This is a genomic window from Salinibacterium sp. ZJ450 (assembly GCF_011751885.2).
Taxonomy (GTDB): domain Bacteria; phylum Actinomycetota; class Actinomycetes; order Actinomycetales; family Microbacteriaceae; genus Ruicaihuangia.
Window position 1 is genome coordinate 3,031,466 of the sequence record NZ_CP061771.1, and the last position, 13,089, is coordinate 3,044,554.

The following is a 13,089-nucleotide window of genomic DNA, read 5'->3' on the forward strand; positions in this document are numbered from 1 at the left end:
GGTTACTTACCAGCCTTTCCGGCCTTGCGGCGGACAACTTCGCCGGCGTACCGAACACCCTTGCCCTTGTAGGGTTCGGGCTTGCGGATCTTCCGGATGTTGGCAGCAGCTTCGCCAACGGCCTGCTTGTCGATACCGCTGACGGTGATCTTGTTGTTGCCCTCGACCGTGAAGCTGATGCCGGCGGGCGGCTCAACCGTGACCGAGTGCGAGAAGCCGAGTGCCAGCTCCAGTGAGCTGCCCTTGGCAGCGACACGGTAACCGGTTCCGACGACCTCGAGGCCCTTGGTGTAACCCTCGGTGACACCGATGATCTGGTTGGCGATGAGAGTACGGGTGAGGCCGTGCAGCGAACGCGATTCGCGCTCGTCGTTCGGGCGAGTGACCAGAACCTGGCCGTCCTCGATCTTGACCTCAATGGGGTTCGCAGCAGTGAGCGTCAGCTCGCCCTTCGGCCCCTTGACGGTGACGACGGAGCCGTCAACCTTGACGTCGACCCCAGAAGGGATCGGGATGGGAAGTCGTCCAATACGTGACATGTTGGGTTACCACACGTAGGCGAGGACTTCCCCACCCACGCCCTTCTTCGTAGCCTGGCGGTCGGTCAGAAGACCCGACGAGGTCGACAGGATGGCAACGCCGAGCCCGCCGAGAACCGTGGGGATCTCCGTCGACTTTGCGTACACGCGGAGACCGGGCTTCGACACGCGCTTGATGCCCACAATGGAGCGCTCGCGGTTCGGGCCGTACTTGAGGCTGAGCGTGAGGGTCTGACCGACGCGGGCGTCTTCGACCTTCCACTCTGCGATGTAACCCTCACGCTTGAGGATTTCGGCAATGTGCGACTTGAGCTTGCTGTTCGGCAGTGACACGGAGTCGTGGTGTGCCGAGTTTGCGTTGCGCAGTCTGGTCAGCAGGTCTGCGACCGGATCTGTCATCGTCATACGATGTATTTCCTTTTCTCGTCTGGTTTCGACATCCGTTACGCGAATGACGACCTTGACGACTAGCCGGCCAACAGAGTTGAAGGCCGAACGTGATCATACCCGGTCTGCGGAACGAGCCGAGACCGGGTACCCGGTGGTCAGGTTCAAGTCGAACCCGACCACCGCTTTTTGTACGTTGTTTAGTTGTTCTCGTCCGACTTGAACGGGAAGCCGAGCGCCTTGAGCAGCGCGCGTCCTTCGTCGTCAGTCTTCGCGGTGGTCACGACGGTGATGTCGAAACCGCGAACGCGGTCGATCTTGTCCTGGTCGATCTCGTGGAAGACCGACTGCTCCTGCAGACCGAACGTGTAGTTGCCGTTGCCGTCGAACTGCTTCGGCGACAGGCCACGGAAGTCGCGGATGCGGGGAAGCGCGAGCGTGATCAGGCGGTCCATGAACTCCCAGGCACGGTCACCGCGGAGGGTGACATGGGCGCCGATGGGCATTCCTTCACGCAGTTTGAACTGCGCGATCGACTTGCGGGCCTTGGTGACCTGCGGCTTCTGACCGGTGATCGCGGTGAGGTCCTTGACGGCCCCATCGATGACCTTGCCGTCGCGGGCTGCCTCGCCGACACCGGTGTTCACGACGATCTTGACGAGACCGGGAACCTGGTGCACGTTGGTGAACCCGAACTCCTCAGTCAGCGCCGCAATGATCTCGCTGCGGTACTTCTGCTTGAGGCGCGGCTGGATTTTGCCAGCCACTGCAGTGTTGTCACTCATTAAAGGTTCTCACCTGACTTCTTGGCGTAACGGACGCGAACGGTCTTGCTGACGCCGTTCTTCTCCGCCGTCTCCGTGCGGAAGCCAACACGTGTCGGCTTCTTGGTCTTGGGGTCGACCACGGCGACGTTCGAGATGTGGATGGACGCCTCGTGCGTCTCAATGCCACCGGTCTTGGTGCCGCGCTGGGTCTGGCCGACGCGAACGTGCTTGGTGACGAAGTTGACACCCTCCACGATCACGCGGTTCTTCTCCACGAGCACCTCGATGACGCGTCCCTGCTTGCCGCGGTCTCCGCCGCGTTCCTGGGTTGCGCCGCTGATGACCTGAACCAGGTCACCCTTCTTGATCTTTGCCATGACTAAATGACCTCCGGGGCCAGCGAGATGATCTTCATGAACTTCTTGTCACGGAGCTCACGGCCAACCGGGCCGAAGATACGGGTGCCGCGGGGGTCACCATCGTTCTTCAGGATCACGGCGGCGTTCTCGTCAAACTTGATGTACGAGCCATCCGGGCGACGGGTCTCTTTCTTCGTGCGAACGATGACCGCCTTGACGACGTCACCCTTCTTCACGTTGCCGCCAGGGATTGCGTCCTTGACGGTGGCGACGATGACGTCGCCGAGGCCCGCGTAGCGACGGCCAGAGCCGCCGAGCACGCGAATGGTCAGAATCTCCTTGGCGCCGGTGTTGTCGGCAACCTTGAGTCGGGATTCCTGCTGAATCACTTCTGTCTCCTTTTACGCAAAGTAAGCGCGGGGCTTACTTGGCCTTCTCGACGATTTCGACGAGGCGCCAGCGCTTCGAAGCGGACAGGGGACGGGTCTCGCTGATGATGACCAGGTCGCCGACGCCAGCAGTGTTCTGCTCGTCGTGTGCCTTCACCTTGGAGGTGCGGCGGATGACCTTGCCGTACAGCGGGTGCTTCACGCGGTCTTCAACCTCGACGACGATGGTCTTGTCCATCTTGTCGCTGCTGACATAACCACGGAGCGTCTTGCGGTGACCGCGCACGGGAGCCTCGGCGGCGACCTTCTCTTCGGCCTTAGCCATTACTTGGCCTCCTCGGGCTCGGTTGCCTCAGGCGCTGCTTCCGCGGCATCCTTCTTGGCCTTGGTCTTCTTCTCGGCCTTGGCAGGAGCCTCGACCGGTGCGGGGGTGGCGCGAATGCCCAGCTCACGTTCACGGATGACCGTGTAGATGCGGGCAATGTCGCGCTTGACCGCACGCAGGCGGCCGTGTGACTCGAGCTGACCCGTTGCCGACTGGAAGCGCAGGTTGAACAGCTCTTCCTTTGCCTTCTTCAGCTCGTCAACGAGTCGTTCGTCTTCAAAAGTGTCGAGCTCGACGGGGCTGAGCTCCTTGGAACCGATCGCCATTATGCGTCGCCCTCCTCGCGCTTGATGATGCGTGCCTTGAGGGGCAGCTTGTGGATTGCTCGGGTCAGTGCTTCACGAGCGAGTTCTTCGCTCACACCGGCGACCTCGAAGAGGACGCGTCCCGGCTTGACGTTCGCGACCCACCACTCGGGCGAACCCTTACCGGAACCCATGCGGGTTTCGGCCGGCTTCTTGGTGAGCGGACGGTCGGGGTAGATGTTGATCCACACCTTTCCGCCACGCTTGATGTGACGCGTCATGGCGATACGAGCGGACTCGATCTGACGGTTGGTCACGTAAGCGGGCGTCAGGGCCTGGATACCGAACTCACCGAAGCTGACCTTGGTGCCACCAGTGGCCTGGCCGCTACGGCCGGGGTGGTGCTGCTTGCGGTGCTTGACTCGACGGGGAATAAGCATTGTTACGCCTCAACTCCTGCGGTGACGGGCGCCTCGGCGCGCGGGGCGCGACGACGGTCTCCGTCACGACGCTCGGGGCGCGACGACTTCTGGTTCGCCTGCTCGCGAGCGAGTTCCTTGTTGGTGATTTCACCCTTGTAGATCCACACCTTCACGCCGATGCGGCCGAAGGTGGTGCGGGCCTCGTAGAAGCCGTAGTCGATGTTCGCGCGCAACGTGTGCAGCGGAACGCGACCCTCGCGGTAGAACTCGGAACGGCTCATTTCAGCGCCACCCAGACGACCCGACACCTGGATGCGAACACCCTTGGCGCCGGCGCGCTGGGCACCCTGCAGGCCCTTGCGCATTGCGCGGCGGAATGCCACACGTGCGCTGAGCTGCTCGGCGATGCCCTGGGCAACCAGCTGAGCGTCCTGCTCGGGGTTCTTGACCTCGAGGATGTTCAGCTGGATCTGCTTGGCGGTGAGCTTCTCGAGGTCGGTGCGGATGCGCTCGGCCTCTGCTCCACGACGGCCGATGACGATACCGGGACGAGCGGTGTGAATGTCCACGCGGACACGGTCACGGGTGCGCTCGATCTCGATCTTCGACACGCCTGCGCGGTCGAGGCTCGTCTTCAGCAGGTTGCGGATCTTGATGTCTTCGGTCACGTAGTCGCTGTAGCGCTGACCGGGCTTCGTCGAGTCAGAGAACCAACGCGACACGTGGTCGGTGGTAATGCCCAGACGGAAGCCGTACGGGTTTACTTTCTGTCCCATTACTTCGTACCCTCCTCAGGAGTGGCGAGCACAACAGTGATGTGGCTGGTGCGCTTCAGGATCTGGAATGCGCGACCCTGTGCACGCGGCTGGAAACGCTTGAGGGTTGCGCCCTCATCAACGAATGCCTTGGCGATGTACAGGTCCTGCTCATCCAGGTAAGTGTTCGATGCATCCGCCTTGACTCGCGCATTGGCGATAGCGGAAGCGACGAGCTTGTACACCGGCTCGCTCGCGCTCTGCGGCGCGAACTTCAGGATTGCCAGGGCCTCAGTAGCCTGCTTGCCGCGGATCAGGTTGACGACGCGACGAGCCTTCTGAGGCGTAACGCGGATGTGACGCACACGTGCGATCGACTCCACCATATTTCTCTCCTCCTTGCGTCCCCGCGTTAGCGGCGACGACCCTTCTTGTCGTCCTTCACGTGTCCACGGAAGGTGCGGGTGGGGGCAAACTCGCCGAGCTTGTGCCCGACCATCGTTTCGGTGACGAACACCGGGATGTGCTTGCGACCGTCGTGCACCGCGATGGTGTGACCCAGCATTGCCGGGATGATCATCGAGCGGCGCGACCAGGTCTTGATTACGTTCTTGCTGTTGGCCTCGTTCGCGGTGACAACCTTGCGGAGCAAGTGGTCATCGACGAAGGGGCCCTTCTTCAGACTGCGTGGCATCTTCTACAACTCCTACTTGCGCTTCTTGCCGACATTGCGACGACGAACGATCAGCTTGTCGCTCTCGAGGTTCCGCTTGCGGGTGCGGCCTTCCTTCTGGCCCCACGGGCTAACCGGGTGACGTCCACCGGAGGTCTTACCCTCACCACCACCGTGCGGGTGGTCGACCGGGTTCATCGCGACACCACGGACGGTCGGGCGAACGCCCTTCCACCGCATACGGCCGGCCTTACCCCAGTTGATGTTCGACTGCTCGGCGTTGCCGACCTCGCCGATCGTTGCGCGGCAGCGCGCGTCGACGTTGCGGATTTCGCCGGACGGCATACGCAGCTGGGCGTACGGGCCGTCCTTGGCAACCAGACGAACGGATGCACCGGCCGAGCGGGCGATCTTCGCGCCGCCACCGGGCTTCAGCTCGATCGCGTGGATAACCGTACCGACGGGGATGTTCTTCAGCGGCAGGTTGTTGCCCGGCTTGATGTCAGCCGAGGCACCCTGCTCGATGATGTCGCCCTGCTTCAGCTTGTTGGGAGCCAGGATGTAGCGCTTGGTTCCGTCAACGAAGTGCAGCAACGCGATCCGCGCGGTGCGGTTGGGGTCGTACTCGATGTGAGCAACCTTGGCGTTCACGCCGTCCTTGTCGTTACGACGGAAGTCGATAACGCGGTACTGGCGCTTGTGGCCACCACCGATGTGACGGGTCGTGATACGTCCGGAGCTGTTGCGGCCACCGGTCTTCGGCAGCGGGCGGACCAGCGACTTCTCTGGCGTCGATCGGGTGATCTCAGCGAAGTCGGCGACCGATGAACCGCGGCGACCTGGGGTCGTGGGCTTGTACTTGCGAATAGCCATGTCTTATTCCTCTGGTCCCTAGCCGACAGCCGTGAAGATGTCGATTGAACCGGACTTGAGCGTCACGATGGCGCGCTTGGTGTCCTTGCGCTTGCCGGTACCGAACTTGGTACGACGCGTCTTGCCTGCACGGTTCAGCGTGTTCACCGATGCAACCCGAACGTTGAAGATCTTTTCAATAGCGAGCTTGATCTCGATCTTGTTGGCGCGCGGGTCGACGACGAAGGTGTACTTGCCGTCATCGATCAAGCTGTAGCTCTTCTCGCTGACGACGGGCGCGATGATGATGTCGCGCGGGTCCTTGTTGAGAGCGGCGGTCATGCGCTGACCTCTTCCTTCTTGGCCTTGGAAGCAACGAACGCGTCGAAGGCTGACTTGGTGAAGACGATGTCGTCGCTGACGAGCACGTCGTAGGCGTTGAGCTGGTCTGCGGCCAGGACGTGCACGGTCGGCAGGTTGCGAACGCTCTTGGCGGCGATGTCGTTGTCGCGCTCCAGAACGATCAGCACGTGCTTCGACGTGGCGATGCCCGACAGCAGGTCGATGACGCCCTTGGTCGACGGCGTGGTGCCCTCGACGAGCGACTCCACAACGTGCAGACGGTCGCCGCGAGCGCGGTCAGACAGTGCACCGAGCAGGGCTGCGGCGATCATCTTCTTGGGGGTGCGCTGCGAGTAGTTGCGCGGCACTGGTCCGTGGACGATGCCACCACCGGTCATCTGAGGGGCGCGGATCGAGCCCTGACGAGCGCGACCGGTTCCCTTCTGTTTGAACGGCTTGCGGCCTGCGCCGGAAACTTCACCGCGACGCTTGGTCTTGTGAGTTCCCTGACGAGCTGCAGCGAGCTGTGCAACAACGACCTGGTGGATGAGCGGAACGTTAGTCGTAACGTCGAAGAGCTCGGCGGGCAGCTCAACGGAGCCGGCCTTCTTGCCCTTGGCGTCGATGACGTCGATCGAGGTAGCCATGAGAACTACGCTCCCTTCACGGCGTTGCGGACGAATACGAGGCGGCCACGAGCGCCGGGAACGGCACCCTTGACGAGGATCAGGCCCTTCTCGGTGTCAACCGAGTGCACCTTGAGGTTCAGAACGGTGACACGGTCGCCACCCATACGACCGGCCATGCGCATGCCCTTGAAGACACGGCTCGGGGTCGAGGAAGCACCGATCGAGCCGGGCTTGCGGTGGTTGCGGTGCGCACCGTGCGATGCGGAAACACCCTTGAAGTTGTGACGCTTCATAACACCGGCGAAGCCCTTGCCCTTGCTGGTGCCGACAACGTCGACCAGCTGGCCTGCCTCGAAGATGTCAACCGTGATCTCCTGGCCGAGCGTGTACTCGGAGGCGTCAGGGGTGCGAACCTCGGTGAGGCTGCGGCGCGGCGTTACGCCGGCTGCGTCGAAGTGACCGGCCTCGGGCTTGTTGACCTTGCGCGGGTCGATGGCGCCGGAAGCGATCTGCACGGCGGCGTAGCCGTCGCGCTCGGGGGTGCGAACCTGAGTCACCACGTTGGGAGCGATCTCCACAACGGTGACCGGAACGAGCTTGTTGTTCTCGTCCCACACCTGGGTCATACCGAGCTTCTTGCCCAGCAGGCCCTTTGTCGTCTTGGTAGCAGACATTGGATCCCCCTTAGAGCTTGATCTCGATGTTGACGTCGGCGGGCAGGTCGAGACGCATGAGCGAGTCGACGGCCTTCGGCGTCGGGTCAATGATGTCGATCAGACGCTTGTGGGTGCGCTTCTCGAAGTGCTCGCGGCTGTCCTTGTACTTGTGAGGAGAACGGATCACAACGACCACGTTCTTCTCAGTGGGCAGCGGCACCGGGCCAACCACGGTCGCGCCGGCACGGGTAACCGTGTCCACAATCTTGCGCGCCGAGCTGTCGATGACCTCATGGTCATACGACTTCAGTCGAATGCGGATTTTTTGTCCCGCCATTTCTGACTCTCTCTCTGATCAAGGCGTCATACATCCCGGGAGGCTGCATTGGACGCCGTAGTAGCACTACGTGTGTCGCACCACTGTTCTTCTGTCAAAAACTCGCCGACTTCCGCGCCTCAGGGCGGCGTGCGGTCCGGGCTGGCCGGGGCACACACGTCTCCCCTGAAGAGTGGAGTTCGATTTAAGTCTTGTTCTGCTACCCGCGGCCTAGATCTGGAATCTATGCACTGCCTGGCAGTGATTCGCCGCTCGAGGGGCGAAATATTGAACTAGACGAGTTTGCCACATCCCGGCTATTGCTGCAACCCGGGCGTGTCGCATCCGTCGATCCCGGGCGTGTCGCGGGATCGCGATGCGCGAGTTCCGGGGCTCGATTCGGTGTGTGGCAGGTGCCAATCCGGCGCGCTGCGGGCTCGATTCGGGCTATCGCGGGGCTTGGGGCCGAGTTTACGCGGGCATTTGCGGCACGTCGGGGTGCTCGCGGTGCGGTTGAGCCAGTTTGTCGCGGTTGAGCCACGGCGCGGTGGCTCAACCACGACAAACTGGATCAGAACTCAAGCCGAGAGGCCCGGTATGCGGGACGTAACCGGGAGTTGACGTCATCCCACCGTCAAATGCAGTTCAATCGCGGATGCCGCTAGCCCAGGGCACCCCGAACGGCAAGCCCGCCGCGGCGAGATGCGCACGTAGCCTGCCCGGTCGCACGGCGATCTTCCATCGCCATCGGGCGAACCTGCGTGGCAGGGCACGGAGCCGGTCCTCGCGATCTTTCTCGTCGAGCATCACCTGTTCAACGGTGCGTCCGCTGCGATACGCCGCGTCCAGGTATTTGCGGTCACCATCGGCCTCACCGAGCGTGGCGTAGTCCCGCCACTCGAAGTCGGTCTCGCCGATGAAGCCGTCCCGATCACTGAACGGGCTCTGCAGCAGGGGCCTGGGACATCCGATCACCAGCATGTTGACGCGACTGACCGATTCGATCGGCGTCTCCGCCCGGGTTTCGGCGAAGGTGAACACGCGGTCGATTTTGCGGTGCGAGCGCAGCGGCCGAGAGTGCTCGAACTGCTCGGCCAGGTCGGTTCTGGTCAGGAGCGGCGGGATGCGTCCGAAGCGGTCGATGTGCAGCACGTGGTCCGCCATCGTGACCGCCACCATGAAGGTGGCCGTTGCTGCCATGTCGAGCACGGTGCGCGCGAGGCTGGTGACGAGGAGCCCGTTGAGCTCGACCACGTCGTCGTCGGCCAGTCTCGCGGCGTGAGCAACGATCCCGTTCCGGTTGCGGCCACCGGCGGCCGGCCGAACCGTGATGTGCACGGCATCCGGCCAGTCGCCGACGATCGGCAGCCCATGCACGGCGGCGGCCGACCAGTGCGACAGCACGGGCTGGTTTCGTCGCGTGCCCGCTACCGCGTACACCCGCGCGACGTACCGTTCGTCGGCGTCGAGCGCGGCCCAGGCCACCGTGCTCAGGTAGACACCGCGAGCGACTCGCACTTGGGTTCCTCGCGCGGCAGCCACAGCGAACTGCCGCCGGTCGGCGTCGATGCCCAGGTCGTGCATGTAGGTCAGGCGGCGGGTGGTGTCGGCCATGACGTGAGTGTTGCGCAGCGGGCACCCTGTGGCGCTCTTCTGCAGCGCCTGGTGGAGGCGTAGGGGCGGTAGAGGGATGGATCGAGCGGTACGCATCGGTTGGGCCAGCGGGTGAGCCACTCCGGGATAAGCCACCGCCGGGTTGGCCATTGCTGGGTTGGGGCGCAGAACGGTTTGAGCCACCCTGTCGGGGTTGAGCCACGGCGCGGTGGCTCAACCCCGACAAAGTGGATCAAACGCCGGCTCGCGCGGAGTGGCCGGGCCTACGGGCGGGCCGCACACGGCGGCTGGGGTGTGCGGCGGGGTCCTGCGGCGTGGCGGGGTCCTGCGGCGTGCTGGGACGGTCGATTCGTACGAGGCGAGGCTACGCGGCGGCCGCACCGCGGCGCTGGCGCGCCGAACGCGACGTGACCACGATGGTGAACGCGCCGGCGAGGTAGACCGCCACGCTTGCCACCATCGCGGCGGGGCCGCCCAGCCAGCCGATCACTCCAGCACCGACGACGGCACCGAGGCCCATGGCAACCACCGCGAGCAGCCTCTGCACCCAGGGTTGGTTACGGCCGCCGCCGAGCCGGCTGTCGCGGGCGAGGTTCGCCACGGTGTTCGTCACCACGATGGTGGTGATCTCGCTGTTGCCGATCGGTTTCACCGCCGACACCTGCCCGCCCATGACCGCGGCGAGCAGGAAGGTGATCGCGAGCAACGCTGGTTCGGGCAGTTCGCCGATGAGCAGCCACACGACCGCGAGCATGATCGCGATCGCCGCGCCGTACCCGAGCACCCAGGCCGCCGACCGCGGCAGGGTTCCGTCGTCCTCGCCGTGTCCGATGATCCGCCCGCTCACCATCGAGCCGACGATGAAGCCCGCGAGCGCTACGAGATTGTTCAGGAACGGTATGCCCTCGATGCCGATCGCGGCGAAGCCGAGGAAGAGCACGTTGCCGGTCATGTTGCCGGTGAAGACGCGGTCCAGGGCGAGGTAGCTGACGGCGTCGAATGCGCCGGTGGACGCGGTGAGCAGCAGCAATCCGGTGGTGTACTTGCGGACATGGTGGGGAGACATCGGATTTCACGTTACCGCCCGGCGGCGCCCGGTCACGCACACCCCTACTCGCGCCGACCACTCCAGCAACTACTCGAACAGCATGGCGCGCAGCTCCGACTCCGCAGACCCCAGCCGCTTTGGGTCGATGGTCTGCCCGGTGAGGTAGGCGTCGACCACCCTCGGGTTTCACGTAGCTCTTGCGCGCAATCGCCGGCGTGTTGCCGAGCACGTCCGCGGTATCCCGCATCGCCTGCACAATCGCGGCAGACCGTCGGCGCTCCGTGCTTTTCGGCCCCTGCTCCGCCAGGCTCGACGCGGCGGCGATCGTGCCGCGCAGGGTGCGGAAGTCCTTTGCTGTGAAGTCTCCCCCGGTGCGCTCGCGCACGTAGTAGTTGATTTCCGCCGGCCGCAGCGGATGCCACGCCCTGTCGTTGCGGTAGGCGAGCAGCCGGGCGCGGGGTCCTCTCCGCTTCAACCCGAGCACCACCGAGGCGAGGTCCTCGTCGGTGATCTCGGACGCCCACTCCTGCCCGCTCTTGCCGGGGAACTCGAGCGCCACCGTGTTCCGCTGACGTGGGCGTGCGCACACAGCAGGGTGCACAGCCCGATGCTGCTGTGCGCGGCCGCGTACTGCTCGGAGCCGATCCGCAGCGAACCGGTGTCGAGCATCCGGAACGCGGTGGCCAGCGCCCGCTGCCGGTCGGGTTCGTCGCGGCGCAGGTCGATCGTCACCAGGCGCCGCGCGGTCGGCAGCGACTCGGCCAGCGCCAGGGTGCGGTCGAACTTCGTGCGGTCCTGCTTCGCACGCCAGCCCGGGTGGTACAGGTACTGCCGTCGCCCCGCGGCATCCAGCCCGGTCGCCTGGATGTGACCGTTCGGCCAGGGGCAGATCCAGACGTCGGTCCACGCCGGTGGAATCGCAAACGCCTCGATGCGGGCCCGGATGTCGGGATCGGAGACGGTGTCGCCGTGCTCGTCGCGATAAGTGAACCCGCGCCCGGACCGGACGCGGGTCAGCCCCACCCCTGCGGCGTCACTGCGCCGAAGCCGCGGCACTTACTGGTCGCCCACGTGCTTGTCTGCCTGCTCGCGGGCGTTCTCGATCTGCTCGTCGAACTTGCCGCCGGTCACTTTCTGCGCGGCATCCGCGACGCCGTCGAGAATCTTGTCGCTGACGTCCTCGGCCTTCTCGCTCTTCAGCGCATCCTTGACCTTGTCGTCGTCGAGGAAGTCCTTCGCCTTCTTGGTGATGTCATCCAATCCCACGGTCTTCTCCTTCGCTCCTGGTCGGCAACGCTGCCGGACGTTCGCCAATCTATGCCGGGATTCTGCGAGTCACAAGGAAGTGGGCGAATCGACGAGCGGATGCCGCGGAACAAGGCGTCCGCGCCCGGGAACGACAAAGGGGCCGAGCCTTTCGGCTCGACCCCTTGTCTAGCTGCGGGTTTCGAGACGGCCGTGAACGGCGCCTCAACCAGCGAGCGGGTTACTACTTGATGATCTTCGTGACCGTTCCGGCACCCACGGTGCGTCCACCCTCACGGATGGCGAAGCCGAGGCCGTCTTCCATGGCGATCGGCTGGATCAGCGCGACAGTCATTTCGACGGTGTCGCCGGGCATGACCATCTCGGTGCCCTCGGGCAGCGTGATGACGCCGGTGACGTCGGTGGTGCGGAAGTAGAACTGCGGACGGTAGTTCGCGTAGAACGGGTTGTGACGGCCGCCCTCTTCCTTGGACAGGATGTAGGCGGTGCCCTCGAAGTCCGTGTGGGGCGTAACCGAACCCGGCTTCACGACAACCTGGCCGCGCTCAACGTCTTCACGCTTGGTACCGCGGAGCAGCAGGCCACAGTTCTCGCCGGCCCATGCCTCGTCGAGCTGCTTGTGGAACATCTCGATACCGGTGACCGTGGTCTTCTGCGTCGGGCGGATGCCGACGATCTCGACCTCGGAGTTGATCTTGAGGGTTCCACGCTCGGCGCGGCCGGTGACGACGGTTCCACGACCGGTGATCGTGAAGACGTCCTCGATCGGCATCAGGAACGGCTTGTCGCGGTCACGCACGGGGTCGGGGATGTTGTCATCCGCGGCCTGCATGAGGTCGAGAACCGACTGGACCCACTTCTCGTCGCCCTCGAGCGCCTTGAGGCCAGACACGCGAACGACGGGAGCGTCGTCGCCGGGGAAGCCCTGGCTGGACAGCAGCTCGCGAACCTCGAGCTCAACGAGCTCCAGGATCTCTTCGTCGTCGACCATGTCGGACTTGTTCAGCGCGACCATGAGGTAGGGAACACCAACCTGCTTGGCGAGCAGAACGTGCTCACGGGTCTGAGCCATCGGGCCGTCAGTAGCGGCAACCACGAGGATCGCGCCGTCCATCTGAGCAGCACCGGTGATCATGTTCTTGATGTAGTCGGCGTGACCAGGAGCATCGACGTGAGCGTAGTGACGCTTGGGCGTCTCGTACTCGACGTGCGAGATGTTGATCGTGATGCCGCGCTGGCGCTCTTCGGGAGCGGAGTCGATCGACGCGAAGTCGCGCTGCACGTTGGTTGCCGACGGGTACTTGTCAGCAAGCACCTTCGAGATGGCGGCGGTAAGGGTGGTCTTACCGTGGTCAACGTGACCGATCGTTCCGATGTTTACGTGCGGCTTGGTCCGCTCGAACTTGGCCTTCGCCACTGTGGGTCCTCCTCAGGACTCGGGGGCT

The 13,089-nt window shown here is 64.1% G+C and carries 20 protein-coding genes and 1 pseudogene; all 21 read right to left on the bottom strand.

Annotated elements, in window-relative coordinates; translation table 11 throughout:
* Positions 1–2: 2 nt before the first annotated feature.
* The 21 genes and pseudogenes from rplF to tuf all read right to left on the bottom strand — a co-directional run bounded on the left by rplF (position 3) and on the right by tuf (position 13,061).
* Positions 3–539, bottom strand: coding sequence for a 50S ribosomal protein L6 (gene rplF / locus HCT51_RS14740; protein ID WP_166877078.1), 537 nt, complete (start codon positions 537–539; stop codon positions 3–5).
* 6 nt (positions 540–545) lie between these two features.
* Positions 546–944, bottom strand: coding sequence for a 30S ribosomal protein S8 (rpsH, locus tag HCT51_RS14745; RefSeq protein WP_166877075.1), 399 nt, complete (start codon positions 942–944; stop codon positions 546–548).
* Positions 945–1,126: 182 nt separating this feature from the next.
* Positions 1,127–1,711: a 50S ribosomal protein L5 gene (gene rplE / locus HCT51_RS14750; protein ID WP_166877072.1), complete on the bottom strand. Its 585-nt coding sequence runs from the start codon at positions 1,709–1,711 to the stop codon at positions 1,127–1,129.
* Positions 1,711–2,070 (bottom strand): 50S ribosomal protein L24, encoded by a 360-nt coding sequence (rplX, locus tag HCT51_RS14755; RefSeq protein WP_166877069.1) that lies wholly within the window; start codon positions 2,068–2,070, stop codon positions 1,711–1,713. Before rplX ends, rplE begins: the two co-directional genes overlap by 1 nt.
* A 2-nt stretch (positions 2,071–2,072) precedes the next feature.
* On the bottom strand, positions 2,073–2,441 hold the full coding sequence (gene rplN, locus HCT51_RS14760) for a 50S ribosomal protein L14 (protein WP_166877066.1): 369 nt from the start codon (positions 2,439–2,441) through the stop codon (positions 2,073–2,075).
* 34 nt (positions 2,442–2,475) lie between these two features.
* Positions 2,476–2,766, bottom strand: a complete 291-nt coding sequence (gene rpsQ / locus HCT51_RS14765) for a 30S ribosomal protein S17 (protein ID WP_166877063.1) — start codon at positions 2,764–2,766, stop codon at positions 2,476–2,478.
* On the bottom strand, positions 2,766–3,092 hold the full coding sequence (gene rpmC / locus HCT51_RS14770; RefSeq protein WP_166877059.1) for a 50S ribosomal protein L29: 327 nt from the start codon (positions 3,090–3,092) through the stop codon (positions 2,766–2,768). The genes rpsQ and rpmC overlap by 1 nt, the downstream gene beginning before the upstream one ends.
* Positions 3,092–3,511 (bottom strand): 50S ribosomal protein L16, encoded by a 420-nt coding sequence (gene rplP / locus HCT51_RS14775; RefSeq protein WP_166877055.1) that lies wholly within the window; start codon positions 3,509–3,511, stop codon positions 3,092–3,094. Before rplP ends, rpmC begins: the two co-directional genes overlap by 1 nt.
* A gap of 2 nt (positions 3,512–3,513) precedes the next feature.
* Entirely contained in the window at positions 3,514–4,269 is a 756-nt protein-coding gene (rpsC, locus tag HCT51_RS14780; RefSeq protein ID WP_166877051.1) for a 30S ribosomal protein S3, read from the bottom strand.
* Positions 4,269–4,634, bottom strand: a complete 366-nt coding sequence (rplV, locus tag HCT51_RS14785) for a 50S ribosomal protein L22 (protein ID WP_166877048.1) — start codon at positions 4,632–4,634, stop codon at positions 4,269–4,271. The genes rpsC and rplV overlap by 1 nt, the downstream gene beginning before the upstream one ends.
* Positions 4,635–4,660: 26 nt before the next feature.
* Positions 4,661–4,942, bottom strand: coding sequence for a 30S ribosomal protein S19 (gene rpsS / locus HCT51_RS14790; protein WP_166877044.1), 282 nt, complete (start codon positions 4,940–4,942; stop codon positions 4,661–4,663).
* Between the two features lie 12 nt (positions 4,943–4,954).
* Entirely contained in the window at positions 4,955–5,794 is an 840-nt protein-coding gene (rplB, locus tag HCT51_RS14795; RefSeq protein ID WP_166877041.1) for a 50S ribosomal protein L2, read from the bottom strand.
* A gap of 18 nt (positions 5,795–5,812) precedes the next feature.
* Positions 5,813–6,115: a 50S ribosomal protein L23 gene (gene rplW, locus HCT51_RS14800; protein WP_166877038.1), complete on the bottom strand. Its 303-nt coding sequence runs from the start codon at positions 6,113–6,115 to the stop codon at positions 5,813–5,815.
* The gene (gene rplD, locus HCT51_RS14805; protein WP_166877035.1) at positions 6,112–6,762 is read right to left on the bottom strand and encodes a 50S ribosomal protein L4; all 651 of its coding nucleotides are present in this window, start codon (positions 6,760–6,762) and stop codon (positions 6,112–6,114) included. The genes rplW and rplD overlap by 4 nt, the downstream gene beginning before the upstream one ends.
* Before the next feature lie 5 nt (positions 6,763–6,767).
* Positions 6,768–7,418: a 50S ribosomal protein L3 gene (gene rplC / locus HCT51_RS14810; protein ID WP_166877030.1), complete on the bottom strand. Its 651-nt coding sequence runs from the start codon at positions 7,416–7,418 to the stop codon at positions 6,768–6,770.
* A gap of 10 nt (positions 7,419–7,428) precedes the next feature.
* A complete protein-coding gene (gene rpsJ / locus HCT51_RS14815; RefSeq protein WP_021010896.1) occupies positions 7,429–7,737 on the bottom strand; it encodes a 30S ribosomal protein S10 in 309 nt (102 codons plus the stop codon).
* Between the two features lie 624 nt (positions 7,738–8,361).
* Complete coding sequence (locus HCT51_RS14820) at positions 8,362–9,330, bottom strand: type IV toxin-antitoxin system AbiEi family antitoxin domain-containing protein (RefSeq protein ID WP_166877027.1); 969 nt, start codon at positions 9,328–9,330, stop codon at positions 8,362–8,364.
* A 364-nt stretch (positions 9,331–9,694) separates the two neighbouring features.
* Positions 9,695–10,396, bottom strand: coding sequence for a YoaK family protein (locus HCT51_RS14825; protein ID WP_166877024.1), 702 nt, complete (start codon positions 10,394–10,396; stop codon positions 9,695–9,697).
* Positions 10,397–10,465: 69 nt separating this feature from the next.
* Positions 10,466–11,434 (bottom strand): annotated as a pseudogene (locus HCT51_RS14830) (DNA topoisomerase IB).
* On the bottom strand, positions 11,435–11,644 hold the full coding sequence (locus tag HCT51_RS14835; RefSeq protein ID WP_166877021.1) for an Rv0909 family putative TA system antitoxin: 210 nt from the start codon (positions 11,642–11,644) through the stop codon (positions 11,435–11,437). It abuts the pseudogene before it with no gap.
* A gap of 223 nt (positions 11,645–11,867) precedes the next feature.
* Entirely contained in the window at positions 11,868–13,061 is a 1,194-nt protein-coding gene (gene tuf, locus HCT51_RS14840; protein ID WP_166877018.1) for an elongation factor Tu, read from the bottom strand.
* Between the last annotated feature and the right edge of the window lie 28 nt (positions 13,062–13,089).